This window comes from Pseudomonas sp. FDAARGOS_380 (genome assembly GCF_002591235.1).
GTDB lineage: Bacteria > Pseudomonadota > Gammaproteobacteria > Pseudomonadales > Pseudomonadaceae > Aquipseudomonas > Aquipseudomonas salmasensis.
This window is the reverse complement of the sequence record NZ_CP023969.1, coordinates 5,385,107-5,410,974: the sequence shown is the minus strand read 5'-3', so window position 1 is coordinate 5,410,974 and position 25,868 is coordinate 5,385,107. Positions and strand designations below refer to the sequence as shown.

General features: G+C 61.3%; 22 protein-coding genes. 4 read left to right on the top strand and 18 right to left on the bottom strand.

The window, feature by feature from the left end:
• Positions 1 to 72: 72 nt before the first annotated feature.
• Positions 73 to 312: a DUF6124 family protein gene (locus tag CRN80_RS25325; RefSeq protein ID WP_032892142.1), complete on the bottom strand. Its 240-nt coding sequence runs from the start codon at positions 310 to 312 to the stop codon at positions 73 to 75.
• 557 nt (positions 313 to 869) lie between these two features.
• Here CRN80_RS25325 and CRN80_RS31310 point away from each other — a divergent pair.
• Positions 870 to 1,187: a hypothetical protein gene (locus tag CRN80_RS31310; protein WP_228391225.1), complete on the top strand. Its 318-nt coding sequence runs from the start codon at positions 870 to 872 to the stop codon at positions 1,185 to 1,187.
• A gap of 652 nt (positions 1,188 to 1,839) precedes the next feature.
• Here CRN80_RS31310 and CRN80_RS25310 read toward each other — a convergent pair.
• The 7 genes from CRN80_RS25310 to CRN80_RS25280 form a co-directional block, all read right to left on the bottom strand.
• Complete coding sequence (locus tag CRN80_RS25310) at positions 1,840 to 3,480, bottom strand: BatD family protein (RefSeq protein WP_098951751.1); 1,641 nt, start codon at positions 3,478 to 3,480, stop codon at positions 1,840 to 1,842.
• On the bottom strand, positions 3,477 to 5,216 hold the full coding sequence (locus CRN80_RS25305) for a tetratricopeptide repeat protein (RefSeq protein ID WP_098951749.1): 1,740 nt from the start codon (positions 5,214 to 5,216) through the stop codon (positions 3,477 to 3,479). Before CRN80_RS25305 ends, CRN80_RS25310 begins: the two co-directional genes overlap by 4 nt.
• Positions 5,213 to 6,301 carry a VWA domain-containing protein gene (locus CRN80_RS25300; RefSeq protein ID WP_098951747.1) on the bottom strand — a complete coding sequence of 363 codons (1,089 nt, stop codon included), beginning with the start codon at positions 6,299 to 6,301 and terminating at the stop codon, positions 5,213 to 5,215. The genes CRN80_RS25305 and CRN80_RS25300 overlap by 4 nt, the downstream gene beginning before the upstream one ends.
• The gene (locus CRN80_RS25295) at positions 6,294 to 6,788 is read right to left on the bottom strand and encodes a DUF4381 domain-containing protein (protein ID WP_056784594.1); all 495 of its coding nucleotides are present in this window, start codon (positions 6,786 to 6,788) and stop codon (positions 6,294 to 6,296) included. The genes CRN80_RS25300 and CRN80_RS25295 overlap by 8 nt, the downstream gene beginning before the upstream one ends.
• Complete coding sequence (locus CRN80_RS25290; RefSeq protein ID WP_032892136.1) at positions 6,785 to 7,717, bottom strand: DUF58 domain-containing protein; 933 nt, start codon at positions 7,715 to 7,717, stop codon at positions 6,785 to 6,787. The genes CRN80_RS25295 and CRN80_RS25290 overlap by 4 nt, the downstream gene beginning before the upstream one ends.
• A 5-nt stretch (positions 7,718 to 7,722) precedes the next feature.
• Entirely contained in the window at positions 7,723 to 8,682 is a 960-nt protein-coding gene (locus CRN80_RS25285; protein WP_032892134.1) for a MoxR family ATPase, read from the bottom strand.
• Between the two features lie 462 nt (positions 8,683 to 9,144).
• Positions 9,145 to 9,498, bottom strand: a complete 354-nt coding sequence (locus CRN80_RS25280) for a hypothetical protein (RefSeq protein ID WP_034135431.1) — start codon at positions 9,496 to 9,498, stop codon at positions 9,145 to 9,147.
• A gap of 482 nt (positions 9,499 to 9,980) precedes the next feature.
• On the opposite strand from CRN80_RS25280, the gene CRN80_RS25275 reads away from it, so the two are divergent.
• Complete coding sequence (locus tag CRN80_RS25275) at positions 9,981 to 14,849, top strand: NAD-glutamate dehydrogenase (protein ID WP_032892132.1); 4,869 nt, start codon at positions 9,981 to 9,983, stop codon at positions 14,847 to 14,849.
• A gap of 223 nt (positions 14,850 to 15,072) precedes the next feature.
• On the opposite strand, the gene CRN80_RS25270 is transcribed toward CRN80_RS25275, so the two are convergent.
• The 3 genes from CRN80_RS25270 to CRN80_RS25260 all read right to left on the bottom strand — a co-directional run bounded on the left by CRN80_RS25270 (position 15,073) and on the right by CRN80_RS25260 (position 17,961).
• A complete protein-coding gene (locus CRN80_RS25270) occupies positions 15,073 to 15,759 on the bottom strand; it encodes a GntR family transcriptional regulator (RefSeq protein WP_098951745.1) in 687 nt (228 codons plus the stop codon).
• A gap of 16 nt (positions 15,760 to 15,775) precedes the next feature.
• Positions 15,776 to 16,477, bottom strand: coding sequence for a FadR/GntR family transcriptional regulator (locus CRN80_RS25265; protein WP_014718317.1), 702 nt, complete (start codon positions 16,475 to 16,477; stop codon positions 15,776 to 15,778).
• Positions 16,478 to 16,635: 158 nt separating this feature from the next.
• On the bottom strand, positions 16,636 to 17,961 hold the full coding sequence (locus CRN80_RS25260) for a C4-dicarboxylate transporter DctA (protein ID WP_169855370.1): 1,326 nt from the start codon (positions 17,959 to 17,961) through the stop codon (positions 16,636 to 16,638).
• 215 nt (positions 17,962 to 18,176) lie between these two features.
• On the opposite strand from CRN80_RS25260, the gene CRN80_RS25255 reads away from it, so the two are divergent.
• The gene (locus CRN80_RS25255; protein WP_098951744.1) at positions 18,177 to 18,806 is read left to right on the top strand and encodes a DNA-3-methyladenine glycosylase I; all 630 of its coding nucleotides are present in this window, start codon (positions 18,177 to 18,179) and stop codon (positions 18,804 to 18,806) included.
• A gap of 126 nt (positions 18,807 to 18,932) precedes the next feature.
• Here CRN80_RS25255 and CRN80_RS25250 read toward each other — a convergent pair whose 3' ends face one another.
• The 5 genes from CRN80_RS25250 to CRN80_RS25230 form a co-directional block, all read right to left on the bottom strand.
• Positions 18,933 to 19,334 (bottom strand): cupin domain-containing protein, encoded by a 402-nt coding sequence (locus CRN80_RS25250; RefSeq protein WP_098951742.1) that lies wholly within the window; start codon positions 19,332 to 19,334, stop codon positions 18,933 to 18,935.
• Positions 19,335 to 19,418: 84 nt separating this feature from the next.
• Positions 19,419 to 20,852, bottom strand: a complete 1,434-nt coding sequence (locus tag CRN80_RS25245; RefSeq protein WP_098951740.1) for a PLP-dependent aminotransferase family protein — start codon at positions 20,850 to 20,852, stop codon at positions 19,419 to 19,421.
• A 70-nt stretch (positions 20,853 to 20,922) separates the two neighbouring features.
• The gene (locus CRN80_RS25240; RefSeq protein WP_032892126.1) at positions 20,923 to 21,690 is read right to left on the bottom strand and encodes an SDR family oxidoreductase; all 768 of its coding nucleotides are present in this window, start codon (positions 21,688 to 21,690) and stop codon (positions 20,923 to 20,925) included.
• A gap of 21 nt (positions 21,691 to 21,711) precedes the next feature.
• Positions 21,712 to 22,779: a phosphotransferase family protein gene (locus tag CRN80_RS25235; protein ID WP_098951739.1), complete on the bottom strand. Its 1,068-nt coding sequence runs from the start codon at positions 22,777 to 22,779 to the stop codon at positions 21,712 to 21,714.
• A 129-nt stretch (positions 22,780 to 22,908) separates the two neighbouring features.
• Positions 22,909 to 23,862 (bottom strand): 2-hydroxyacid dehydrogenase, encoded by a 954-nt coding sequence (locus tag CRN80_RS25230; RefSeq protein WP_098951737.1) that lies wholly within the window; start codon positions 23,860 to 23,862, stop codon positions 22,909 to 22,911.
• A gap of 287 nt (positions 23,863 to 24,149) precedes the next feature.
• On the opposite strand from CRN80_RS25230, the gene CRN80_RS25225 reads away from it, so the two are divergent.
• Positions 24,150 to 24,482, top strand: coding sequence for a hypothetical protein (locus CRN80_RS25225; protein ID WP_032892123.1), 333 nt, complete (start codon positions 24,150 to 24,152; stop codon positions 24,480 to 24,482).
• Between the two features lie 12 nt (positions 24,483 to 24,494).
• On the opposite strand, the gene CRN80_RS25220 is transcribed toward CRN80_RS25225, so the two are convergent.
• Together CRN80_RS25220 and CRN80_RS25215 are read right to left on the bottom strand one after the other, a co-directional pair.
• Positions 24,495 to 24,908 carry a hypothetical protein gene (locus CRN80_RS25220; protein ID WP_032897465.1) on the bottom strand — a complete coding sequence of 138 codons (414 nt, stop codon included), beginning with the start codon at positions 24,906 to 24,908 and terminating at the stop codon, positions 24,495 to 24,497.
• Positions 24,909 to 24,998: 90 nt separating this feature from the next.
• On the bottom strand, positions 24,999 to 25,499 hold the full coding sequence (locus tag CRN80_RS25215; RefSeq protein ID WP_078803003.1) for a DUF4822 domain-containing protein: 501 nt from the start codon (positions 25,497 to 25,499) through the stop codon (positions 24,999 to 25,001).
• Between the last annotated feature and the right edge of the window lie 369 nt (positions 25,500 to 25,868).

Here is a 25,868-nt window from a genome sequence, read left to right as displayed (position 1 = left end):
GTTCCGATCAGTGGTCAGGAGGGGAAGCGCCTAAGTGCCTGGGTGCCTGCACACACCCAGGCTGGGGTTACGTCATACCTTGGGTTGCAGGCAATCCAGCGCACGGTCGGCGAGGGTGCGGGCCATGTCGATCAGGTGAGCGGTGGAGCAGGCCATGTCTCGCTGGGTGCCTTTGAGGCCCTCGGCGGTTTCGGTGGCGGTGGTGGCGGCGCAGCGCAGTAGCGAGGAGATGCTGGCGATGGCGTCTTCGAAACTCAGGTCTTCGTGGGCGACGAAAATCGGGAAGGGTGGGTCGGGGATGAGTTTGTTCATGGATAAAGCTCCTGCTTGGATTGGGAGCCATTCTTTTGCCGATCTCACACGTCAAAAGGTGGCAGCTATGTGCGGGGTGAGATACCGGAAAACAGGACCCGGCCAGACCGAAGTCTGCCCGCACACAGCCGCCATAGACGGTTGTAGCGCATTGCGCCTGCTAATAACGGGATCTCACACCCGATCGCTGATATGCAGCGACGAAGCGAAGGCTAGCCAGCGAAATGAGCGGGCGCAAGGCCAAAGGATTGTCTAGGAAACGTCCTGCAAATTAAAGGGATATGGATTGCTGGCCTTTAACAATGCATGTCGAGCGGGCGGTGATAAATGGAACGGCAGGTTGAGTGACGACCACCCACAAGGTGGATTTTTCAATCAATCCCTGAATGAATCAGAGGCCCAGCATGACATTTTCAATAAAGCCATCTTCCACTAGCGCTTTCACCGCTCTACCCGAGCAACCGGATGCTGACAGTCGCTCACGCCAAGCTAGCCATCGACAGGCACGAAGCGCTGAAACCCAGGCCATCGTCCCCGACACGCGCCCGTACGCTAGTGTGACTGACCGACAACTAATAGGGCTGATCCGCGACCACTTCCGCGAATTCGCCGCAGGGGCGACAGACAGCTATGTGAACTTCAATGAGTTGAAAGAAGCCGCCGGCCTGGTTGCCACCGACAGGACATTTTCACCAGAGGCACACCACGCGGCCAAGGAGTTACTTTCACGTCCCAAGCTGCTGCGCAAGCTGGATATCGGCATCAGCTTCTTCGGTGGCCCCGGTAAGGAGGATGGCCGATTCGATATGGATAACCTGAACTATCTGTACAAATTCCCCCATCGTGAATGGAAGGTGCCGCGTCGTAATCATTAAGTGCAGGCAGGCGTTCGAGCAGGCACTGCAGATCAATTGTGGGAGCTGGCTTGCCTGCGATGGCGGCCTGACAGCCGACGCTGATCTAGCTGACGCGCCGCAGTCCAAATGTGGGAGCTGGCTTGCCTGCGATGGCGGCCTCCCAGCCGACGCCTATCTACCCGATGCCCCACGATCAAACTGTGGGCTTGCTCGCGAAGGCGGCCTGGCAGTCAACACAGTTGGATTGTGTACATATCCATTGCTGCGGTAACGGCCGCTTAGGGTTCCGCCCTGACGGCGGCTCACTTTTGAAAAGCGCAAAAGTAAGCAAAACGCTCTTTCCCCACCACTCGGCACCTCGCTCACGCTCGGTGTGCCCGAACGCAGGCTTGAATCCGTGGGCCGCCGCCACGCGCCATCCATGGCGCGGGGCGGCTAAACCGGCATCCCTGCCGGTTTACCCCCCAAATCCCTGTCGAATTCCGGCCAGCGTGGTTTGACGGGGCGCCTAAGATCAAGATCAAGAGCAGATCAAGAGCCAGATCAAGAGCGGCTCGCTTCGCATCGTGGTTACCGGCTGCTGCTACAGGCTACAAAGTTGTGTAGATACCTATGGCCATCGCGGGCAAGCCCGCTCCCACAGGGTTTTGTGGTGTTGGTTGAGGCTGGGTTATTTGGGGTAGAGCGGCGGCAAGCTGGTGGTGTCGGTCGCCGGGTCTTGCTCGCGTTCGGCCACGGGGATCGCCTTGATCGCGCGCCATAGGTCATCGCCCAACCAGTATTGGCCGCTTTCGCTGTACAGCGCACCATTCAACCCGTCCAGGGCATCTGACAACGGCACAAACCGTGCGGCCATGTCGGCCAGGGTTTCGGGTTGTTGCCTTGCCCAGGCGTCGAGGGCCTGGCGGGTGGCGTGGGGGTCGTTGGCCTGGGTGGCGCGCTTGAGGTCGTCGAGCAGCGTGCGTGGGCTGGGGCCGGTTTGGGCGGCGCGTTGTACCGCCGGTTGCCGGCGTGCGCGCCACCACAGGCCAAAGCCCAGCAGGGTGGTGCAGGCCAGTATCAGTGTGCTCAGTTGCCAGAGCCACAGGCGGTCATCGTCGGGTGCGGTGATGATGGTCGGTGTCGCCGGGGTGTCGACCACCAGGCTGGGGTTCACCGCCACGTGCACGGTACGCGCCGGCAGGCTGGTGCGTTCCAGATGGTCTTCGTGGGTGTTCCACCACACCACTTCCACGGCGGGCAGTTCCAGCTCGCCGGCGCGGGTCGGCACCAGGGCTTCGCGGTCTTCACGGCTGCCGGTCAGGCCGCGGTCGCTGGTGCGGTTAGCCATCACCGGTTGGTCGGGGTAGCGGCGCAGGCCGTTGACCTCGGTGCCGGGCAGCGCCGGCAATTGTGCGCTGGACAGGCCTTCGGCCTCCACGGTGAGGCTGCGGGTCAGTGAGTCGCCGACTTGCACGTGGTCCGGCGTGGGATTCCAGCCTTCGCTCAAGCTCAGGCTGCGTGCGGGCAGCCAGGGGGCGTCGGCGGGGTAGGCGTCCGGTTTGGGTTTGACCGTCAAGGGCAGGGGCGCGGAGCTGACGTGAATCATCTTGCCCGGCTTGGTGCCCTGCAGGGTGTTTTCCTGGGGCGGGCGCGATTCCACCAGGGTGGCGCTGAAGGTCTGCGCCGGAATCACTACCGAGCCACTGTGTTGCGGGTAGAGGGCGTAGCGGGTTTCGATCACGCCATGGCGGATGCTGTTGATGACCTTTTCATAGGTGCGTGATTCGCCCAGTTGTTCGACACGTGCATCCGGTATCTGCAAAGGCGTGAGGCTGCTGTCGTCATACAGCGACACCGAGTGGTACACGCGAACGGTCAACAGGGCCTGGGCCTGCACGTACACGCTGGTCTGGTCGAGGTTGGCTTCGATGAACACCGGGGCCAGTTCGGCGCTGGTGTTCTGGCTGGCGCTTTCCACCACTTGCAGGGTGATCGGCTGGGTCTTGAGCGCGCCCACTTGCAGCGGCGGGATGACCACGTTGCCGTTCACCTTGGGCAGCAGGGTAATGATCCAGCGGGTGGTGGCGTGGTTGTCGCCGTCCAGTGTTGTAAGTTGGTTGATCTGGCGGGTGCCGCTGACTTCGAACTGTGCGTCCAGGGGCGACAGGTCCGGTTTGCCGAACTGGGTCACATCACTCGATTGCACCGTCAGTTCCACCGTTTCCCCGGAGTTGAGGCGGCTGCGGTCTACGCTGGCGACCAGGTCCGCCGCCTGGGCGTGGCCTGCCGACAGCGCGAGCAGGAGCAAAAGGGTGGTGCGGCGGCTCATCGAGTGGTGTCCTGATGTTGTTGCTGTTCGTACCAGAATTTGCGTCGCAACAGTTCGCCGGGGTTGTCCGGGATCTCCTGCAACCATTGCTCCAAGGCCTGGCGGCGCTCGCCTTCCAGGCGTGTGTCGGCGGGGCGCAGTGGGGGCGTGGTGGTTTGCTCGTCGCCCAGTTCGCTGCCTGGCACTTCATTACCGCCAGGCAGTGGCGTGGCGGCTGTCTGAGTCTCAGCGGTGCCCGCTTCGCCCTGGCCGTGGGACGACTGCTCGCCACCCTGTGCCGTTTGTGCGCTGGCACCCGGTTGCGCAGTTTGGCCGGGTTGGGCGGTTTCGTCATCTTCGTTTTTTGCTGGCGGCTCTGCCTCGGGCTGCGCTTGCTCCTGCATCAGGGTTTCAACCAGGGCTTTGTTTTTCAGTGCCGGTTGCAAATCGGGCTGGGCTTCCAGGGCTTGTTCATACGCATCAATGGCCGCTTCAAGCTCGCCGGCCTTGGCCAGGGCATTGCCACGGTTGTAGTGGGAATAGGCATCGCTGCCTTGGGCAAACCGCTTGATGGCCTCGGCGTAATTGCCGGCTTCATACAGCGCCACGCCTTGCCATTGCGGGTCCTGGAAGTGTTCGGCGGCTTCGGCCGGGCGTTTGTGCTTGAGCAGGTACTGGCCTTGTTGGTCGGGGCGCAGCCACAGGTCCTGCAGCCCAAAGGCGTAGCTGGGTTGCGGCGCGCCCATCAGCAATAAGGGCAGGCAGAACAGCCAGCCGCGACGCCCGGCGCACGCGGCCAGCAGCAATAGCGGCAAGAGCAGCCAGTAACCCTGGTCGGCCCAGGTGTCCAGGCGCAGCCGTTGGCCGTCGTCGCGCAGGGCTTGGGCGCTGTCGAGCATGCCGAGTTGGCGCAGGTCCTTGTCATCCAGGCGCGCCGCACGGTAGCGGCCGCCCATTTCGCTGGCGAACGCCTTGAGGGTCGGGCTGTCGAGACGCGGCACCAGGATCGCGCCCTGGTCGTCCTTGAGGAATTCGCCGCTCTCCTGAGTCACCGGCGTGCCTTCGCGACTGCCGATGCCGAGGATCGACAACGTTGGAGCCTGGGCACTTTGCAGTTGCAGGCGGATGCCTTGGCGCTCTTGTTTGGACAGTGAGGAACCGATCAGCAGCAGGCGCCCTTGGCCGAGACCGCCTTGCTTGAGCAGGCCCAGGGCTTTTTCCACGGCCAGATCGGCACGATGGCCGGGCTCGGGCATGATCGAGGGGCGCAGGGCTTCCAACAGGTTGCGGCTGGTGGCCAGGTCATCGGACAGCGGCACCAAGGTGTGGGCGCTGCCGGCGTACACGATGATGGCTGTTTGCGCATCGGTGCGCGCTTGCAGCAAGTCATACAGCTTGCGCCGCGCCTGCTCCAGGCGGTTGGGCGGGCTGTCGGTGGCGAGCATTTCCGGGGTCAGTTCCAGCAGCACCACCAACGGGTCGGAAGGTTTCTGGCTGGCTTGTTCAACCCGTTGCCAACTGGGGCCCAGCAACGCCAGCACGGCCAACAGCCAGGCGATGCCGAGCACCACCCAAGGCGACTTACTCTCGCGGCCATTGCCACCACTGAGCAACTCGGCATGGAACGCCGGCGGCAGGATCATCTGCCAACGCCCGGCGCGCTTTTGCCGGTGCCACAGCTGCCACAGCAGCCAGCCAAGCAGGGGCAGCAACAACAGCCACCAGGGGCGCAACCAGTGCGGCCACAGCGCGATCATCGACGCCTCCGCAAACGCAGGCGCTGCAGACGCTGGCGCCATTCAGGGTGTTGCTGCAAAAAGATGCCCCTGCTCGATAGTCGATTGAAGCCTCGCTGCAAGGCGTTGTTCGGCCAGCGTTCCTGGATCACCAGCAACAGGCTCAAGATCAGCGCCAGGGCCAATGGGCCGCTGTACAGCGCCTGGGCCGGGCGGGCCTGGGTGGGTTGTTGCTCCACCGGCTCAAGGGTGTCGAGGGTGTCCTTGATCTTCAGCAACTCCTCACCATCACGGGCGCGGAAATACTGGCCGCCGGTGGCCTCGGCCAGTGCCTTGAGCGCCGGTTCGTCGAGGTCCAGGCTCGGGTTGACGCCAAGGATGCCCAGGGAGCCGGTTTGCTCGGGGTCGGCACCGATGCCGATCGGGTAGATTTTCACGCCTTCCTCGGCCGCCAGGCGCGCAGCGGTCAACGGGTCGATCTGCCCGGCGTTGTTGGCGCCGTCAGTGACCAGGATCAGCACGCGGCTTTGCGCCGGGCGTTGGCGCAGGCGCTTGAGGGCCAGGCCGATGGCGTCGCCGATGGCGGTGTTCTTGCCGGCAATGCCGATGCGCGCTTCATCCAGCCAGGTGCGCACGGTGCGGCGGTCAAAGGTCAAGGGCGCTTGCAGGTAGGCTTGGCTGCCAAACAGGATCAGGCCCACGCGGTCACCTTCACGCTCCTCCAGAAAGTCCCCCAGCAGGTGCTTGACCAGGGCCAGGCGGCTGACGTCCTCGTCCTGCCAATGCATGTCGGGAAAGTCCATGGAGCCGGAGACGTCCACCGCCACCAGCAGATCCCGGCCGCTGGCAGCAATCGGCAGGGGTTCGCCCAGCCATTGCGGGCGGGCGGCGGCGGTCAACAGCAGCAACCACAGCACCACGAACGGCGCTTGCTGACGCCAGCCGGGCAGGTTGACGCGGGCACGGCGGCGGGCCAAGCCTTCGAGGTCGCTGAGGTAGCTGACTTTCAGCGCCGGTTCGCCGCTGTCGGCCACGGGCAGCACCAGGCGCATGACCCAGGGCAGTGGCAACAGGGCGAAGATCCACGGCCAGGCGAACTCAAACATGTTTGCGAATCCAGGTGTCGACGGCTTGTGTCAGGCCAGCGATGGCTTTGTCGTCGAGCTTGCATTCGGGCTTGTAGGCGCCTTCCACCAACACCATCCAGCGCGTCAGGCCGGCGGCGGGGCAGCGGTTATCCAGGAAGGCCAGCCATTTACGCCCGTTAAGGGTGTGGCTCTGGCTATAAGGGTAGTCGTTACGGCACAGGCGCTTGAGCAGGCCGTTGAGTTGCTGCAGCCAGGCGCCAGCCGGCGCGCCGTCGTAGGGCTTGGGCATCAAAGCCAGCTCGGCCAGGGCGGCGATGCGCAACGGGTCCAGCGGTTGTTCGGCACGCGCCACGGGGCGGCGGGCCGGCAGATAACGGCGCAGCCACCACAGGCCCCAACCGAGCAGGGGGATCACCAGCAGCAACAGCCACCAGCCCGGCGCAGGCGGCCAGAAGCCAATGGCGGGCGGGGCGATCAGTGGTTGCAGTTGGTCCAGGCTGCTCATGGTTTTTTAACCGGGCGTTGCGGGTTGAGGTATTCGCGCAGTTGCTCGACCATTTCACTCTGGGTACTCAAGGGCATCAACAACAGCCGCAGTTTCTGCGCGAGCCGTTCCCAACGGGCGATACGGGCTTCGGCCTGGGCCTTGTAGGCCTGGCGCAGGTCGATATTCAGGGTGTCCAGTTCCAGTTGCGCGCCTCTTTGCGCGAAACGCAGCAGCCCGGCGGCGGGCAGGGCATGGTCCAACGGGTCGGAGATCGGTAATAACAGCAGGTCGCAATGGCGCGCCAACAGGCTCAGCTGTTGCTCGGCGCCTTCGGTGAGGGCGCGTTCATCACAGATCACCACCACCAGGCTGCCCGGGCGCAGCACCTCGCGGCCACGGCGCAAGGCCATGCCCAGGGCATCCGCTTCCGGCTGACGCTCGGTGTTCAGGCTCTGGTTGACCCGCACCAGCCGGTTAAGCAGTTGCAACAGGCTTTGCTTGCTGCGCCGTGGCTTGATCTCGTAGTGCTCGCTGTCGCCGAACACCAGCCCGCCCACTCGGTCGTTATGGCCCAGGGCGGCCCACCCGATCAGGCTGGCAGCCTGGGCGGCGAGCACCGACTTGAACATTTGCCCCGAGCCGAAAAACAGCCGGCAACTTTGCTCCACCATGATGAAAATCGGCCGTTCGCGCTCTTCGTGGAACAGCTTGGTGTGCGGCTCCTGGGTACGCGCCGTCACGCGCCAGTCGATGGTGCGCACGTCGTCGCCGGCCTGGTACACGCGCACCTGGTCAAAATCGACGCCACGCCCGCGCAGCTTGGAGTGATGCAGGCCCACCAGCGGGCTACGTTGGCCAGGCGTGGAGAACAACTGCACTTCACGCACGCGGTGGCGCATCTCAATCAATTCACTGAGGGTTACGCGGATGCCATCGCTTGCGTTCATCGACTTCAAGCGACGGCAACGACGTCGAGAATGCGCTGCACCACGCGGTCCTGGTCGACCCCGGCGGCTTCGGCCTCGAACGACAGGATGATGCGGTGGCGCAGCACGTCGAACAGCACCGCCTGGATATCTTCGGGGCTGACGAAATCGCGACCGGCCAGCCAGGCATGGGCGCGGGCGCAACGGTCCAGGGCGATGGAGCCTCGGGGGCTGGCGCCGTAGGCGATCCACTCGGCCATTTCCGGGTCGAACTTGGACGGGGTGCGCGTGGCCATCACCAGTTGCACCAGGTATTCCTCCACGGCATCGGCCATGTACAGGCCGAGGATTTCCTTGCGTGCGGCAAAGATGGCCTGCTGGCTCACCCGACGCTCGGGCTTGGTTTCGCCATTGAGCGCTTCGCCACGGGCTTGCTGCAGGATACGGCGCTCGACGGCGGCGTCCGGGAAGCCGATCTTGACGTGCATCAGGAACCGGTCGAGCTGGGCTTCGGGCAGCGGGTAGGTGCCTTCCTGCTCGATGGGATTTTGCGTGGCCATCACCAAAAACAGCGGCGACAGCTCGTAAGTGCTGCGGCCCACGCTGACCTGGCGCTCGGCCATGGCCTCGAGCAAGGCCGACTGCACCTTGGCCGGGGCACGGTTGATTTCGTCCGCGAGCACCAGGTTATGGAAGATCGGCCCTTGCTGGAACACAAAGCTGCCGGTTTCCGGGCGATAGATCTCGGTGCCGGTGATATCGGCGGGCAACAGGTCGGGGGTGAACTGGATACGATGGAACTGCGCTTCGATCCCTTCGGCCAACTCCTTGATCGCCTTGGTCTTGGCCAGCCCCGGTGCGCCTTCGACCAGCATATGGCCGTCAGCGAGCAGGGCGATCAGCAGGCGATCGATGAGTTTTTCCTGGCCGAGAATCTGCGTAGAAAGAAAGGTTCGCAGCGCAAGCAGCGCTTCACGATGTTCCATCGATGACGGTTCCTGGAAAAGATGAGCCTGGGTGTTGTGACAAAACACCGGGCCTGGGGCGTTTACTTTAATGCATCGCGGGGTGCGGCGACTAACGGCTTGATGGGTATTTTTGGCGAAACTTACAGGATTGCGGTGTGAGAGGCATGACAGCTGGGTAGGTAGAGTACGGCCACACACTCCACGATGCGAAGCGAGTCGCTCTTGATCTTGATCTGCTTTTGATCTCAGGCGGCCCCCCAAATCACTGGCGGATTACGGGCACACCGAGCCTAAGCGAGGTGCCGAGTGGTGGGGCAAGAGCGCTTTGCTTACTTTCGCGCTTTTCGAAAGTGAGCCGCCGTCAGGGCGGAACCCTAAGTGGCCGTTACCTAAATAACGGATATGTACCCGGTCCAACTGTATTGACTGCCAGGCCGTCATCGCAGGCAAGCCAGCTCCCACAGGGGGTCTTCGGTGCATTCAGATCCGAATGAAAGTGCCGGTGCCCGTGAGGATGTTCTGCAGGGTTTCCTGCACTTCAGCCATGTCTGCCGCAGCGGTGCTGTGGGTGATCTCCAACTGGTCCTTACCGCCCAGGGCATCGGCATCGCCAGCCGCCAGTTCGATCAATAAGGTGGTGTCGCCCAGCGTCACTTTCAGCCCATCGAGGGTCGAAGGTTCGTAGTCCCAGGTCAGCTCCACTTCATCTTCATCCGGGTAACGGGTGAGCATGAACATTTCGCCGTTCTTGCCGTGACAGCACAGCATGGCCATGTTGTCTTCTTCGTCGTCGCACGGGGTGACCATCAGGGCGTCGGTTTTCAGCTGCAGCATGGGGCAATCCTGTGTAGGGGAGGGCAATTGTGCCATTGCGGCGAATTTTGTGCTTCATCCTGTGTCGGAACTTAGGCATGACCTGACGGACCGGATCGGTCATTTCTGGTACTGATGGTGTGCAAAGTAGCAAGATTTTCCACCGAAAAACCGGGGTTGCCCAAGTTGCAACCGGCCCCCTGCTTACCGATGACCGAATATGTCGCAGCGTCGCAAGCAGCGCTCTTCCTACACTCGTTAAGCTGCGCAACGGATGTGCCCTGTGCCAGGCGCCTGACCTGCCCGTCGTATCGTCATCTGGCCAAGGGCATGCCGTATGGAAGTTGTATGTGACCTGACTGTCTTGTCCAGCTTCACCCACCTGTCACCCTGATTCGTTTATGGTGCTTGTCAGCACACCAGCGAACAGAGCTGACGGTCTCCCCGCAAGGGGACAACACGCGACGCTTTCATCAATAACAAGCCCAAGCGGAGTACCACAGATGGCGTTCTTCACCGCAGCCAGCAAGGCCGACTTCCAGCATCAACTGCAAGCGGCACTGGCGCAGCACCTCAGTGAACAGGCACTGCCACAAGTGGCGCTGTTCGCTGAACAATTTTTCGGCATCATTTCCCTGGACGAACTGACCCAGCGTCGCCTTTCCGACCTGGCCGGTTGCACCCTGTCTGCCTGGCGCCTGCTTGAGCGCTTTGATCACACCCAACCGCAAGTGCGGGTCTACAACCCCGATTACGAACGTCATGGCTGGCAGTCGACCCACACCGCGGTCGAAGTGCTGCACCATGACCTGCCCTTTCTGGTGGACTCGGTACGCACCGAGCTGAACCGCCGTGGCTACAGCATCCATACCCTGCAAACCACCGTGCTCAGCGTGCGTCGTGGCAGCAAGGGCGAGCTGCTGGAAATCCTGCCCAAGGGCACCCAGGGCGAAGGCATCCTGCAAGAATCGCTGATGTACCTGGAGATCGACCGCTGCGCCAATGCCGCCGAACTGAACGTGCTGAGCAAAGAGCTTGAGCAGGTGCTGGGCGAAGTGCGCGTGGCCGTGGCCGATTTCGAACCGATGAAAGCCAAGGTCCAGGACCTGCTGGCCGGTATCGACGCCAGTGCGTTCGCCATCGACGGCGAAGAAAAAGCCGAGATCAAGAACTTCCTCGAATGGCTGGTGGGCAACCACTTCACCTTCCTGGGCTACGAAGAGTTCGTGGTACGTGACGAGGCGGACGGCGGTCATATCGAATATGACGCCAGCTCCTTCCTCGGTCTGACCAAGCTGCTGCGCGCCGGCCTCACCGCTGAAGACCTGCGCATCGAAGACTACGCCGTGGCCTACCTGCGCGAGCCGACCGTGCTGTCGTTCGCCAAGGCCGCCCACCCAAGCCGCGTGCACCGCCCGGCTTACCCGGACTACGTGTCGATCCGCGAGATCAGCGCCGACGGCAAGGTCATCAAGGAACACCGCTTCATGGGCCTGTACACCTCGTCGGTGTACGGCGAAAGCGTGCGGGTGATCCCTTATATCCGTCGCAAGGTTGCGGAAATCGAACGTCGTTCGGGCTTCCAGGCCAAGGCGCACCTGGGTAAAGAGCTGGCCCAAGTGGTTGAAGTACTGCCCCGTGACGATCTGTTCCAGACTCCGGTCGACGAGCTGTTCAGCACCGTGATGTCGATTGTGCAGATCCAGGAGCGCAACAAGATCCGCGTGTTCCTGCGCAAAGACCCGTACGGTCGTTTCTGCTACTGCCTGGCCTACGTGCCACGCGATATCTATTCCACCGAAGTGCGCCAGAAGATCCAGCAAGTGCTGATGGACCGTCTGAAGGCTTCGGACTGCGAGTTCTGGACCTTCTTCTCCGAGTCCGTGCTGGCCCGTGTGCAACTGATTCTGCGTGTTGACCCCAAGAACCGCCTGGACATCGACCCGCTGCAACTGGAAAAAGAAGTGGTGCAGGCCTGCCGCAGCTGGCAGGACGATTACGCCAGCCTGGTAGTGGAAAGCTTCGGCGAAGCCCAGGGCACCAACGTGCTGGCGGATTTCCCCAAAGGCTTCCCGGCCGGCTACCGCGAGCGTTTTGCCGCACATTCGGCTGTGGTCGACATGCAGCACCTCAACAGCCTGACCGAAGCCAACCCGCTGGTGATGAGCTTCTATCAGCCGCTGGGCCAGGTCTCCGGCCAGCGTGAGCTGCATTGCAAGCTCTACCACGCCGATACGCCGCTGGCGCTGTCCGACGTGCTGCCGATTCTGGAAAACCTCGGCCTGCGTGTGCTGGGCGAGTTCCCGTATCGCCTGCGTCATGCCAATGGCCGCGAGTTCTGGATCCATGACTTTGCGTTCATCGCCGCCGAAGGCGTGAACCTGGATATCCAGCAGCTCAACGACACCCTGCAGGATGCGTTCGTGCACATCGTGCATGGCGATGCTGAGAACGATGCGTTCAACCGCCTGGTCCTCACTGCCGGCCTGCCTTGGCGCGACGTGGCGCTGCTGCGTGCCTATGCTCGCTACCTGAAGCAGATTCGCCTGGGCTTCGACCTGGGTTACATCGCCAGCACCCTGAACAACCACACCGACATCGCCCGCGAATTGACCCGGTTGTTCAAGACCCGCTTCTACTTGGCGCGCAAGCTCACTGCCGACGACCTGGAAGACAAGCAGCAACGCCTGGAGCAAGCGATCCTCAGCGCCCTGGACGACGTCCAGGTGCTCAACGAAGACCGCATCCTGCGTCGCTACCTGGACCTGATCAAGGCCACCCTGCGCACCAACTTCTACCAGACTGATGCCAACGGCCAGAACAAGTCCTACTTCAGCTTCAAGTTCGACCCGCGTGCTATCCCAGAGCTGCCCAAGCCCGTGCCGAAGTTTGAAATCTTCGTGTACTCGCCACGGGTCGAAGGCGTGCACCTGCGCTTTGGCAACGTGGCCCGTGGCGGCCTGCGCTGGTCCGACCGTGAAGAAGACTTCCGTACCGAAGTGCTCGGCCTGGTAAAAGCCCAGCAAGTGAAGAACTCGGTGATCGTGCCGGTGGGCGCCAAGGGCGGCTTCCTGCCGCGTCGCCTGCCATTGGGCGGTAGCCGGGACGAGATCGCGGCCGAGGGCATTGCCTGCTACCGCATCTTCATTTCCGGTCTGTTGGACATCACCGACAACCTGAAAGACGGCGCCCTGGTGCCGCCGGCCAACGTCGTGCGTCATGACGACGATGACCCGTACCTGGTGGTGGCGGCGGACAAAGGCACTGCGACTTTCTCCGACATCGCCAACGGCATTGCCATCGACTACGGCTTCTGGCTGGGCGATGCGTTCGCTTCCGGTGGTTCGGCCGGTTACGACCACAAGAAAATGGGCATCACCGCCAAAGGCGCGTGGGTGGGTGTGCAGCGTCACTTCCGTGAGCGCGGCATCAACGTGCAGGAAGACAGCATCACCGTGGTGGGCGTCGGCGATATGGCCGGTGACGTGTTCGGTAACGGTTTGTTGATGTCGGACAAACTGCAACTGGTCGCAGCCTTCAACCACCTGCATATCTTCATCGACCCGAACCCGAACCCGGCCACCAGCTTCGTCGAGCGCAAGCGTTTGTTCGAACTGCCGCGTTCGGCCTGGACCGACTACGACACCAGCATCATGTCCGAAGGCGGCGGTATCTTCTCGCGCAGCGCGAAAAGCATTGCCATCTCGCCACAGATGAAAGAACGCTTCGACATCCAGGCCGACAAGCTGACCCCGACCGAACTGCTCAACGCCTTGCTCAAGGCGCCGGTGGACCTGTTGTGGAACGGCGGTATCGGTACTTACGTCAAGGCCAGCACCGAGAGCCATGCCGATGTGGGCGACAAGGCCAACGACGCACTGCGCGTCAATGGCAACGAGCTGCGCTGCAAGGTAGTGGGCGAGGGCGGTAACCTCGGCATGACCCAGTTGGGCCGTGTGGAATTCGGCCTCAATGGCGGCGGTTCCAACACCGACTTCATCGACAACGCCGGTGGCGTGGACTGCTCTGACCACGAAGTAAACATCAAGATCCTGCTCAACGAAGTGGTGCAGGCCGGTGACATGACCGACAAGCAGCGCAACCAGCTGCTGGCGAGCATGACAGACGAAGTCGGCAACCTGGTGTTGGGCAACAACTACAAGCAGACCCAGGCCCTGTCCCTGGCCGCGCGCAAGGCTTACGAGCGTGCTGCCGAGTACAAGCGCCTGATGAGCGACCTGGAAGGCCGTGGCAAGCTGGACCGTGCCATCGAGTACCTGCCGACCGAAGAGCAGCTGACCGAGCGCGCCTCCAGCGGCAAGGGCCTGACCCGTCCGGAACTGTCGGTGCTGATTTCCTACAGCAAGATCGACCTCAAGGAAGCGCTGCTCAAGTCGCTGGTACCGGATGACGAGTACCTGACCCGCGACATGGAGACCGCGTTCCCTCCGAGCCTGGTGGCCAAGTTCGGCGAAGCCATGCGTCGCCACCGTCTGAAGCGCGAGATCGTCAGCACCCAGATCGCCAACGACCTGGTCAACCACATGGGCATCACCTTCGTTCAACGACTCAAAGAGTCGACCGGCATGAGCCCGGCGAACGTGGCGGGCGCGTATGTGATCGTGCGGGACATCTTCCATCTCCCGCACTGGTTCCGTCAGATTGAAGCCCTGGACCACCAGGTTTCCGCTGACGTGCAACTGGAGCTGATGGATGAACTGATGCGCCTGGGCCGTCGCGCTACGCGCTGGTTCCTGCGCAGCCGTCGCAACGAGCAAGACGCCGGGCGTGACACCGCGCACTTCGGTCCGCACCTGGCCGCGCTGGGCCTCAAGCTCGACGAACTGCTGGAAGGCCCGACCCGCGAAGGTTGGCAGAACCGCTACCAGGCCTACACCCAGGCCGGCGTACCGGAGTTGTTGGCGCGCATGGTTGCAGGTACTACCCACCTGTACACCTTGCTGCCGATCATCGAAGCCGCCGACGTGACCGGGCATGACGCCGCCGAAGTGGCCAAGGCCTACTTCGCCGTCGGCAGCGCCCTGGACCTGCCTTGGTACTTGCAGCAGATCAGCGATCTGCCGGTTGCCAACAACTGGCAGGCCCAGGCCCGCGAAGCCTTCCGCGATGACGTGGACTGGCAGCAACGGGCGATCACCATCTCGGTCCTGCAAATGGCCGATGCGCCACAAGACATGGAAGCCCGCGTGGCCCTGTGGCTTGAGCAGCACCAGGACATGGCGGATCGCTGGCGCGCCATGATGGTGGAAATTCGTGCCGCAGTGGGCACGGACTACGCCATGTACGCGGTGGCCAACCGTGAGTTGCTGGACCTGGCGTTGAGTGGCCAGTCGGTGTTGCAACCGGCTTGATGCCTCGCTAAACCAAAAGCCCCCGCATCGTGAGATGCGGGGGCTTTTTTATTTGATCTGGAATGCGATCAATGTAGGAGCGAGCTTGCTCGCGAAAAACGTCAACGATAACGCGTGCTTGCTGAATGAATGCGGCGCCTGTGCGTTTTTCGCGAGCAAGCTCGCTCCTACAATCGCATTAAGGCAAGCCAGCTCCCACAGGTTGATCTTCATTCACTGGGGATCAGTGGTGTTTGAGTAGTCGGGTTTCCAGGTGATCCAGGTGCTGGGTCATCAAGGCGACGGCCATGTGGGCGTCGCGCTGTTCCACGGCATCCACAATCGACACATGCTCCTGCCACGCGCAATACGTGCAGGCCTTGGCTTCAAATTGCGCAATGATCAACGACGTCAACGGCACCAGGCTGTTGAGAAACTGGGCCAGCGGCGCATTGCCGGCCATGTGCGCCAGTTGCAGATGAAACTCTCCGGAAAACCGGATCGCCGGCCCCCGTTGGTCACGCTCAATGGCGTCGCGCTCCTGGGCAATCAGCTCGCGCAGTTGGCGAATCTGCATCGCGGTGGCCTGGGCGCAGGCCAGTTGCACCACGGTGATTTCGGTGAGGCGCCGGGCTTCCAGGATCTGCCGTGTGTGCTGGGCATCCGGCGCGGCGACCTGGGCGCGCTGGTTGGGGCGCAGGATGACCACTTGCTGATGGGACAGCTTGGCCAGTACCCGGCGAATCACGCTGCGGCTCACGCCAAAGAGTTCGCCCAGGCCTTCTTCGGTGAAGCGGCTGGCGGGCGCAATGCGTTGCTCAAGGATGGCGTCGAACAAGCGTGGGTAGATGTCGTCCACCGAGGGCTTTTTCTCGGGCGTCCAGCGTAAGGACGTGAGGGTGCAATTGCGTTGCAGGGCGTGAGCGTTCATGGCCGGTCTCCGAAAATCAACTGCCCAGATGGTCGTCCGGGATATTCAAGCGAATGCCCATGCGCAGGCCTTCCTGCAGGATGTGCCGGCGCATTTCGGCACTGGCCAGGGCGCTGTTCTTGTTGCGGATAGCGCGTACCACGGCTTCGTTTTCTTGCAGGCGTTCGGCCAGGTGTTCTGGCGAGTTGCGCAATACCTGGGCGCTTTGTTTGAGCGCGGTGCTGGTTTGCTGCACCACGTTCTGAAAGATCGGGTTGGAAGTCAGGGCGAACAGTTCTTCATGAAAGTCGATATAGGCGTTCATACCGGCTTCGGCATCGCCCGCATCGAGAGCCTCGCGCATGTCCATCAGGGTCAGGCGCAGTTGGCCGATTTCCTTGCTGCTGATGGACTGGGCCACCAGGCCGACGATGAAAGGTTCGAGGGTGTAGCGCAGTTGCAGGATGTCCTCGAGGCTGGCATCGGCCACGGCGTCGCTCGATTGCGGCTCGCTGACGCTGGTTTCCAGCACGACCACGCCTTTGCCGGGCATGGAGCGCACCAGGCCAAGGGTCTCCAGCACGATCACCGCTTCGCGCAGGCTCGGGCGGCTGATGCCCAGCTGTTCGGCCAGTTCACGCTGGCCAGGCAGCATTTCACCGCGGCGCCACTGGCCTCGCGCCAAGGCGGCGCGCAGTTTTTCTACCACTGAATTGACGACGGTTGAGGTGCTGATCACGTCGAAGGCTCCTTGATGTTGCTCATACAGTATTCAGTCTGGCGAAGGTCCGATGTGGGAGCTGGCTTGCCTGCGATGACTGAGTGTCAGGCACTACATTTGACGCTGACCCACCGCTATCGCAGGCAAGCCAGCTCCCACATTGGATGGGTGTTGTTCTAGAACTCCTGATGCGCCGGCAGCACCGGCTTCTTGGCCTGGAAGGCATAGCCTTGCTGGCCGTCGAGCACCTTGTTGGCGCGCTGGATATCAATGTCTTTTTCCCAGCGTGCAATCGCCACGGTGGCCACGCAGTTGCCGATCAGGTTGGTCAGCGCCCGGCCGATGCCCATGAACCAGTCCACCGCCAGCACCAACACCAGGCCGACCACTGGAATAGCCGGGATCGCCGTGAGCGTTGCCGCCAGGATCACCAACGCCGAGCCTGGAATGCCATGGGCGCCCTTGGAGGTGATCAACGATACCAGGAGGATGGTCAGCAAGTCGGTCATCGACAGCGGTGTGCCGGTGGCGTTGGCAATAAACACGATCGCCAGGGTCAGGTAGATGGAGAAACCGTCGAGGTTGAACGAATAGCCGGTGGGAATCACCAGGCCCACGGTGGAGCTGCCAATGCCCAGATGCTCCAGTTTGCGCATGATCTGCGGCAACACCGCATCCGACGAAGCGGTGCCCATCACGATCAGCAGTTCTTCACGCAGGTACTTGAGCAGCGGCAACATGCGCAGGCCCGAGAGGCGCATCACCAGCCCGAGGATCACCGCCACGAAGGCAAAGCAGGTCAGGTAGAAAAGCCCCACCAGGCTGCCCAAGTGTTGCAGTGAGTCCAGGCCATAGGTGCTGGTGGTGAAGGCGATGGCACCGAATACGCCAATTGGCGCTAGGCGCACGATCATGCCCATGATGCGGAAGATCACATGGCTCAATTCGTTGATCAGCCGCGAGATGCCGCTGGCCGCTTCGCCCACCAGGTTCAGCGCGCTGCCGAACAGCACCGAGAACAACAGCACTTGCAGCACGTTGTTATCGGCAAAGGCGCCGACCACCGAATTGGGGATCAACTCCATCAGGAACTGGCTGGTGCCGCGGATGTGCTGGCCCTTGTCGGCCAGCTCATTCAAGCCAGCGGAAGAGAGTTGCTCCAAGTGAATATTGGCGCCGCTGCCAATGCCGGTGCTGAAGGCCATGATCAGGCCGAGCACCAGGGCGACGGTGGTGAGCATTTCAAAATAGATCACCGACTTGAGGCCGATGCGCCCGACTTTCTTCAAGTCGCCCGCGCCGGAAATACCGCTGACCACCACGCAGAACACGATCAGGCCAATCAGCATTTTGATCAGCTTGATAAAGCCGTCACCCAAGGGTTTGAGTTGCGAGGAGAATTCGGGAAGGGCCAGGCCGCAGGCGATGCCGAGCATCAGGCCAATCACGACTTGCAGGAAAATCGAACGCGAGCACCATCTGAGCATGGGAGGGATCTCTATTCGGTGCCCTGGTGGTTCCAGGGCTTAATTGTTGTGGTCTTACCGGTAAGTCCAGTGCGGGGCCAGTCTACGCTCGGTTTTTTTCAAATCACAAGCAATTATTTGGCGGTTGGCAGGTCCCGGTCTGACCAGTTGGTCGGTAAGCACGATGCTTGAGCGGTTGGCGGGGATTAATTTTTTTTGCGTATCATCGCCCCCGGCATACGAGGTGATGGATGGACCAACCAGGGCTGACAACCGACGAAGCAGGGCGCATGTATTGCGCATGGCGCACTGCAGCGCCTGCTTACCTGCATTACCACGACCACGAGTGGGGCGTGCCGGTGGCGGATGACATCGCGCTGTACGAGAAGATCTGCCTGGAGGGTTTTCAGGCGGGGATGGCGTGGATCACCATCCTGCGCAAGCGCGAAAACTTTCGCCAGGCGTTCGAGGGCTTTGATTTTCGCCGGGTGGCGCAGTATGGCGAGGCGGACATCGAGCGGTTGATGAGCGACCCGGGCATTGTGCGCAACCGGGCGAAGATCGTCTCGGCCATCAACAATGCACGTCGGGCCTGTGAACTGGTGGAGGAGACCGGCTCGCTGGCGCGCTGGCTGTGGGCGTTCGAACCCGGCACAGAAGAGCGGCCGGCAGTGGTGGATATGGCTTACTGGACGGCCAATCCGACCTCGGCGGCTTCGGTGCGTTTGTCCAAAGCCCTGAAGAAACGCGGCTGGACCTTTGTCGGCCCGACCACGATGTATGCGTTGATGCAGGCGATGGGGATGGTCAATGACCATCTGGAGGGTTGCGAGTGCCGGTCGCGTATTGAACACCTGCGCAACCTGTTCAAACGTCCCTGACCAGACACGGTTGAAACTGTGGGAGCTGGCTTGCCTGCGATAGCTGTGTATCAGCCAGCTCATCTTTTACTGGCCCACCGCTATCGCAGGCAAGCCAGCTCCCACAGGGATTTGTGGTGTGGCGGGTTACTGTGCAAGCGGGGTAAGCACCTCAGCCTTGTCATCCAGCACCATCACCACCAGCAGTTTGGCCGGTTGGGTCTGGCTGGCATTGCTTGACTCAAAATGCCGCGAGCCGGCCGGCTCGTAGAACGATTGCCCGGCTTTGTAGGTGATCGCCTTTTCATCATTGACCCGCGAGGTAATCTGGCCTTCGAGCACATACGCCACGGCGGTGCCGGTGTGGCTGTGGGGCACGGTGGCCTGGCCGGGGGCGTAGTCCACGGTGAGCATGATGGTTTTCTTGCCTGGCACGTTGGTCAAGGCGTGCTCTTGCAGCACCTTGAGCGTTTCCTGGTTGTAGACCGGGTCGTGGGCAAATGCACTGAGGGAGGCGAGCATCAGTGTGGCAGCGAATAAGCGTTTCATGATGAGGGTTCCATCGGGTGAAAGACCGCTTCACCCTACGCCGCAGAAGGCCTGCCACCAATGACCAATGCGCCGGAAAACCGCCTAGCCAATCTGCAAGAGAATATCGCGAACCTTGTCCAGCGCCGGGTCGATATCCAGAGTCTCGATGGCGCCGAACCCCAGAATCAGCCCAGAGCGCACCGGCAGATCGTGAAAGAACACGTCCAGGGGATACAACCCCACCTCGACCTCACGCGCCCGTTCCATCAGTAAGGGAATATTCACTGGCACCTTGCACAGGGCCGCCAGGTGAAAACCCGCCACCGTCGGTACTGCCTCGAACCACGGTGACAGATCGCCCGCCAGACGCTGCAATATGCGTTCGCGACGCCCCGCATAGAGGCTGTGACAGCGACGAATATGCTTGAGCAGGTAACCTTCACTGATGAACTTGGCCAGTGCCCACTGCGGCAAGGTAGCGCTGTGCTGGTCGGTCAATTTCTTGGCCTTGAGCACCGCACCGTAGATGGCCGGCGGCAGCACCGCATAGCCCAGGCGTAATTCCGGCGACAGGGTTTTGGAGAAGGTGCCGACGTAGGTAACCACGCCTCGGGTATCCATGCTTTGCAGGGAGTCGGTGGGGCGGCCTTCGTAGCGAAACTCGCTGTCGTAATCGTCTTCAATGATGATCGCGCCGAGCGCAATGGCGCGGTCCAGCAGGGCCTCGCGCCGCGCCTGGCTCATGGGCATGCCGAGGGGGAATTGGTGGGACGGCGTCACATAGATCAAGCGGGTGCCATCCGGGATCTGGTCGACCTGCAGGCCCTCTTTGTCGACGGCCACACTGGCAACATTGGCGCCCATCGCGACGAACAATTGGCCTGCGGGGCTGTAGCCGGGGTCTTCCATCGCGACCAGGCTGCCGGGCTCAAGCACCACGCGGGCAATCAGGTCCAGCGCCTGCTGTGCCCCGTTGGTGACCACGATATCGCGGGCTCCGCATTTGACCCCGCGAGAAAACGCGATATGCCCGGCGATGGCTTCGCGCAGGGCGGGCACGCCTTCTGGCTGGCTGTAAAAACCGCTGTTCTGGGCGATACGACGCAACGCATCCTGGGTACAACGCCGCCATTCGTCCTGGGGGAAGTGGTGGCGTGTCGTCGCGCCGCCGATAAATTCGTAGCGCAGGATGTCTTCACGGGCGGGGTGGCCCATGGGCGAGGGCAATGCCGCCCATTTGCCCAGGTTGGCGGCGCACGCCAGGTCGGTGGCGGTTTGCACGCGATCGGGCTGTGGCGCCCACGCGTTGACGAAGGTGCCGCGGCCGATCTTGCCAATCAGCAGGCCTTCGTAGGTCAAGGTGGCGTAGGTGTCGGATACCGTCTTGCGCGAGATGCCCAGTTGTTCGGCGAGCAGTCGGCTGGGGGGCAGTTGCGCGCCCGCCGACAGTCGCCCGGTGGCGATGGCTTGGCGCAGTTGCTGGTAAAGCTGGGCAGCCAGGTCCTTGCGGCCGGTGATGACGAGGTGCAGTTCCATGTTTCATCCTGGGACAGATCGATCTGCGCCAAGGTTACGCGCAAATCGATCTGAAAAAACCCAGGTGAGGTCAGGACAAGAAGCCGCCGTCCACATTCAGCGAAACGCCGGTGGTATAGCTCGACGCGTCACTGGCCAGGTACAACACCGCGCCGGCCATTTCGCTGGGGGCGGCAACGCGCTTGAGCGGGATTTGCGCCAGGGCCATGTTCAGGATCGAATCGTTCTTGACCAACGCCGAGGCGAACTTGGTATCGGTCAGGCCCGGCAGCAGGGCATTGCAACGGATGCCAAAGGCCGCACATTCCTTGGCAAATACTTTGGTCATGTTGATCACGGCGGCCTTGGTCACCGAGTAGATGCCCTGGAACACACCCGGCGAGATGCCGTTGATCGAGGCCACGTTGATGATGCTGCCGCCGCCGTTCTCGCGCATTAGCTTGCCGGCTTCCACCGACATGAAGAAGTAACCACGGATATTCACGTCGACGGTTTTCTGGAACGCGCCGAGGTCGGTGTCCAGTACGTTGCAGAACTGCGGGTTGGTGGCGGCATTGTTGACCAGGATATCCAGGCGGCCGAACTGTTCGCGAATGCCGGCGAACACCTGGGTGATCTGCTCCATTTCACCAATGTGGCAGGCAATCGCCGTGGCTTTGCCGCCGTCGGCGATGATCGCATCGGCCACGTGCTGGCAGCCCTCCAGCTTACGGCTGGAGACAATCACATGGGCGCCTTGCTGGGCCAGTAACTTGGCGATGGCCTCACCGATGCCACGGCTGGCGCCGGAAACAAACGCAATCTTGCCGTCGAGGTCGAACAGGTTGGTCTTGGACATGAGGGTTCCTTGTAGTTGCACTCAGAGCGCAGATTTGCCGATGACGTTCAGGCTCATCTGCTCCAGCAGCTTGTTCATGTGAATGAACTGCGCAAAGCGTTTGTCCTGGGTCTGGCCATGGAAGAAGCGGTAGTAGATCTGCTGCACAATCCCGGCCAGGCGGAACAGGCCGTAGGTGTAATAGAAATCGAAATTGTCGATCTGGATGCCGGAGCGCTCGGCGTAGTAGTCGACAAACTGGCGGCGGGTGAGCATGCCGGGGGCGTTGCTCGGCTGGCGGCGCATCAGTTGCACCGGCGCCGGGTCCGCGGCCTCGATCCAGTAGGCGAGGGTGTTGCCCAGGTCCATCAGCGGGTCGCCCAGGGTGGTCAACTCCCAGTCCAGCACGCCGATGATCTGCATCGGGTTGTGCGGGTCGAGGATCACGTTGTCGAAGCGGTAATCGTTGTGCACGATGCTGGAGGTGGGGTGATCGGCTGGCATTTTGTCGTTGAGCCAGGCGCGTACCGCCTCCCACTTTGGCGCATCGGGCGTCAGGGCTTTTTCATAACGCTCGCTCCAGCCGCGAATCTGCCGTGCCACGTAGCCTTCAGGCTTGCCCAGGTCGGCCAGGCCGCAGGCGGTGTAATCGACCTGGTGCAACTCGACGAATTTGTCGATAAAGCTTTTGCACAAGGCTTCGGTGCGGGTGGCGTCCAGGCCCAGTTCAGGTGGCAGGTCGGACCGCAGGATGATGCCGTTGACGCGCTCCATCACATAGAACTCGGCGCCGATCACCGATTCATCGGTGCAGTGCACATAGGCTTTGGGGCAGTACGGGAAGCCATCTTTAAGCTGGTTGAGAATGCGGTATTCGCGGCCCATGTCGTGGGCAGACTTGGCCTTGTGGCCAAACGGCGGGCGACGCAGCACAAATTCCTGGCCTGGGTATTCCAGCAGGTAGGTCAGGTTCGACGCACCGCCCGGAAACTGGCTGATGGTGGGCGTGCCCTCCAAGCCCGGGATATGGGCCTTGAGGTAGGGATCGATCAGGCTGGCATCAAGTTCTTCGCCTGGGCGAATCTGGGTCGATTGGTCGTTCAGCGCCATGCTTATCCCTTCTGCTTATTCTAAAGGCCTTGGACTATTTCCTAATCTAATGCGCACAGCCGCCCAGCGACAAGGTCGGGGCGGCTTAATAGGTTAGCGTGTTGAAGCGTGATCAGCGTGCCTGATCGGTCATTTTGCAGGCGCTGGCAAGGCCACCGGTGTAAGCACGGGGCGGCCGGCGAAGTATTCCACCAGGTTGTCAGCGACGCGCTGCACCGTGTCATGGACCGCTTCCGGGGACAGCCCGGCCACGTGGGACGTCAGCACGGTATTGCTCAGGCGCTTGAGGGCATCGGGCACTGCGGGTTCGTCGTCAAACACGTCCAGCGCGGCGCCGCCGATGCGTCGCTGTTCCAGTGCGGCGACCAGGTCGGCGGTCACCACCACGCTGCCGCGGCCAATGTTGACCAGAAAACCGTGCGGCCCCAGGGCGTCCAGGGCGTGGCGGTCGATCAGGTGGCGAGTGCTGGCACCGCCGGGCGTGGCCAGCACCAGGAAGTCCGAGGTGCGCGCCAGCTCCACGGCCGTTGCACAATAGGTGTAATCCACGTCATCGCGGGGTTGGCGGTTGTGATAACTCACCTCCATGCCGAACCCCAGGGCGGCGCGCCGGGCAATTTCCATACCCACCGCGCCCAGCCCGACAATCCCCAGGTGTTTACCGCTGAGGGAAGGGCGCATCACCTTCGGCCATTCGCCGCGCCGTACCGCCGCATCTGTCTGGGGAATGCCACGCACCAGCGCCAGCAACAACGCCATGGCGTGATCGGCCACCGAAGGGGCGTTCACGCCGGCGCCGTTGGTAACCACAATCCCACGGTTGCTCGCCGCCTGCAGGTCTACATGCTCGTAGCCGGCACCAATCACGCAAATGATCTCCAGCAGGGGCAGCGCGGCGATTTCCTCGGCGTACAGCCCCAGCGGGCCACGGGTCAGCACAGCCTGGATCTGCCCACCATGGGTCTTGATCGCCTGGGCGCGTTCAGCGGGCGTCGGCGCCAGGATCACATGGAAGTCACTGCTTTCGATGATTTGCAGGTATTCGTTGATGGTTTCAACCAGGACCAGAACAGTGGTGGGCATCGCAAGGCTCTTCCTGAAGGGTTTGAGAGCATGAGTATGCGGGATTTGTAAGACAGAGCGTTTTATTGCGGTGGAAAAATTTCTTCGCTCGTAAGGCCTGTCTGATTTTACAGGCCGTCCATTCGCGCCCGCTTTTTTGCGCAAGGAAAACCTTGGAAAGTGATGGAGTTCTCCCACTGCATTGGGGCCAGCCATGGCAAACTCAGCCGCTGGGTGCGGATAGAGCTCAGCGCTGGTGCTATTCATGGTCACCCGATTTCTGAACAGGAATTCAGGAGGTTAACAAATTGATCTCGCTTAACTTTACCGGTGGCACAGTCACCCATGACGATCTGTCGCACCTGCAGGATATTGCAGTGGCCAAGCAGGTCGATCTGTTAAAGGAAGATATGCTCCAGGTGGAGTTCGCCGAGGGATTGTTACTGGATGTGGGTTGGTACCCAGAATTTGATGCGGCGGGTGGTTTTCGGATAAACGTCATCAAGAACTATGACTGGGACCTCCCACTTATGGCGCTGACGGCCCACGAAACCTCTGAATTGTTAGAAAAACTGGCTATTGCGCAGAACGCCATACAAAGCGAGCTGCGCAATCCAAACCTGGGCACCTCGGCCACTTAGCGAGTGCGCCAGCTACTGCGCAGTCCCCGTTTGCCGTGCCTGGGCTCGCTCTCTTTGCGCGATCGGCATGAAATCGTACGTCGGGAAGAATTCTGTCTTGTAGACACCCCACGCCGTGTTCTCGATGGCCAGGTTGACTTGAGCCAGGCGCGACGCCGGCAGGCGCAGCACAATGACTTGCCCGATGCCCATGGTGATATTCCAGCTGACGACTTCGACACCTTCCGGCGGGAAGACTTTATGAAATTCCTGCTTGGCCAGCTGGGCTTTCAATTCGCTGAGCGGTCGTGATTGATCGTGTTTAAGAAACACGGTCAACATGACGGTGTTATCTGGCGTGGCGGCGATGCTTTTAGTGGGCAGTGTCGTGCTGGCCTGTAGCGTAGTTGCGCTGGGTAACAGCACGGCTGCCAGCAGTGCAGGCATTAATAGCGATTTGAATGAAATATATGTCTTTATCATGAAGTGTCTCTTTTGTTGTTGGTTTATATGGCTGGGTATAAAGAAGGTATTCAACTAGTTTGACATGTGAGTCTTTATCGGCCCTGTGTAAGGGGCATGTACAACGTAAATCCTAACCGGAGGGTTGGTCGCTACCATGTCGCGAGGGACTTCGCGAGAATACGTGAACTCGGTGCTGTCCAGTTTTTCCAGCCTTCTGACGATGGTGCGGTGTGGGCCTAGGTCAGGCACCAGGATGTGGGTCTGTTTGTCGCCAGTGACCAGGAAATAGCCGCCCCCTCCGTCAGGGTGTTTCGAGCGTCCTGTATCGGTGTAGAAGAACTCATAACGATTGCGCTGCGGATCCCACATCGATATGCCCACCACACCGGGGTACTGGGCCTTGACGTCGTTTTCTGGTTCACCCTCTATATAGACTTTGGTGGTCAGCCATTGGGGCGATGAGGCCAGGGCACGTATATCCGCCTCGGGTTCAACAGGCTTGGCGTAAGTGGCAGGCGCGCCTAATAAGCCTGCAAAGAGCAGGCCGGTAACTGCAAGGGTGAGTCTTCGCATTGTCAAACTCCTTGAGCGTTGACTAAGTGTTGTTATCGTGTTGTTGGTCGGTGCGCGAAGATATTAGTTTGTAAATTTGTGCGCGCTCAATAGCTGTGTATGGTTCTGTAACAGTTGAAGTGTTGTATGAGTAATAATATGTTTTTGAAGGAGGTTAATTCTGAGCTTGTTGTCGGACTCTTCTTGTATGTTTAGCGCTTAATAGTAAAGAGCTACTTTCCGTTTGACTTCTCGGTCATCCAAATCCTTCCCTCGGGACGGCCTCTGAACGGCTGCACCGCCTAACCATTCCTCAGCTAAGTCTTTGCTTCTCCAAGAGAATCCCGGACAATCCGGCCCTTGTTTCGGCCAGGGCGCTGCCTGTCAGGT

What these genes read in the sequence shown, in the direction of transcription:
- CRN80_RS25325 (WP_032892142.1), bottom strand. Translation starts at nt 312, where the DNA reads ATGAACAAACTCATCCCCGACCCACCCTTCCCGATTTTCGTCGCCCAC.
- CRN80_RS25310 (WP_098951751.1), bottom strand. Translation starts at nt 3,480, where the DNA reads ATGAGCCGCCGCACCACCCTTTTGCTCCTGCTCGCGCTGTCGGCAGGC.
- CRN80_RS25305 (WP_098951749.1), bottom strand. Translation starts at nt 5,216, where the DNA reads ATGATCGCGCTGTGGCCGCACTGGTTGCGCCCCTGGTGGCTGTTGTTG.
- CRN80_RS25300 (WP_098951747.1), bottom strand. Translation starts at nt 6,301, where the DNA reads ATGTTTGAGTTCGCCTGGCCGTGGATCTTCGCCCTGTTGCCACTGCCC.
- CRN80_RS25295 (WP_056784594.1), bottom strand. Translation starts at nt 6,788, where the DNA reads ATGAGCAGCCTGGACCAACTGCAACCACTGATCGCCCCGCCCGCCATT.
- CRN80_RS25290 (WP_032892136.1), bottom strand. Translation starts at nt 7,717, where the DNA reads ATGAACGCAAGCGATGGCATCCGCGTAACCCTCAGTGAATTGATTGAG.
- CRN80_RS25285 (WP_032892134.1), bottom strand. Translation starts at nt 8,682, where the DNA reads ATGGAACATCGTGAAGCGCTGCTTGCGCTGCGAACCTTTCTTTCTACG.
- CRN80_RS25280 (WP_034135431.1), bottom strand. Translation starts at nt 9,498, where the DNA reads ATGCTGCAGCTGAAAACCGACGCCCTGATGGTCACCCCGTGCGACGAC.
- CRN80_RS25275 (WP_032892132.1), top strand. Translation starts at nt 9,981, where the DNA reads ATGGCGTTCTTCACCGCAGCCAGCAAGGCCGACTTCCAGCATCAACTG.
- CRN80_RS25270 (WP_098951745.1), bottom strand. Translation starts at nt 15,759, where the DNA reads ATGAACGCTCACGCCCTGCAACGCAATTGCACCCTCACGTCCTTACGC.
- CRN80_RS25255 (WP_098951744.1), top strand. Translation starts at nt 18,177, where the DNA reads ATGGACCAACCAGGGCTGACAACCGACGAAGCAGGGCGCATGTATTGC.
- CRN80_RS25250 (WP_098951742.1), bottom strand. Translation starts at nt 19,334, where the DNA reads ATGAAACGCTTATTCGCTGCCACACTGATGCTCGCCTCCCTCAGTGCA.
- CRN80_RS25245 (WP_098951740.1), bottom strand. Translation starts at nt 20,852, where the DNA reads ATGGAACTGCACCTCGTCATCACCGGCCGCAAGGACCTGGCTGCCCAG.
- CRN80_RS25240 (WP_032892126.1), bottom strand. Translation starts at nt 21,690, where the DNA reads ATGTCCAAGACCAACCTGTTCGACCTCGACGGCAAGATTGCGTTTGTT.
- CRN80_RS25235 (WP_098951739.1), bottom strand. Translation starts at nt 22,779, where the DNA reads ATGGCGCTGAACGACCAATCGACCCAGATTCGCCCAGGCGAAGAACTT.
- CRN80_RS25230 (WP_098951737.1), bottom strand. Translation starts at nt 23,862, where the DNA reads ATGCCCACCACTGTTCTGGTCCTGGTTGAAACCATCAACGAATACCTG.
- CRN80_RS25220 (WP_032897465.1), bottom strand. Translation starts at nt 24,908, where the DNA reads ATGCCTGCACTGCTGGCAGCCGTGCTGTTACCCAGCGCAACTACGCTA.
- CRN80_RS25215 (WP_078803003.1), bottom strand. Translation starts at nt 25,499, where the DNA reads ATGCGAAGACTCACCCTTGCAGTTACCGGCCTGCTCTTTGCAGGCTTA.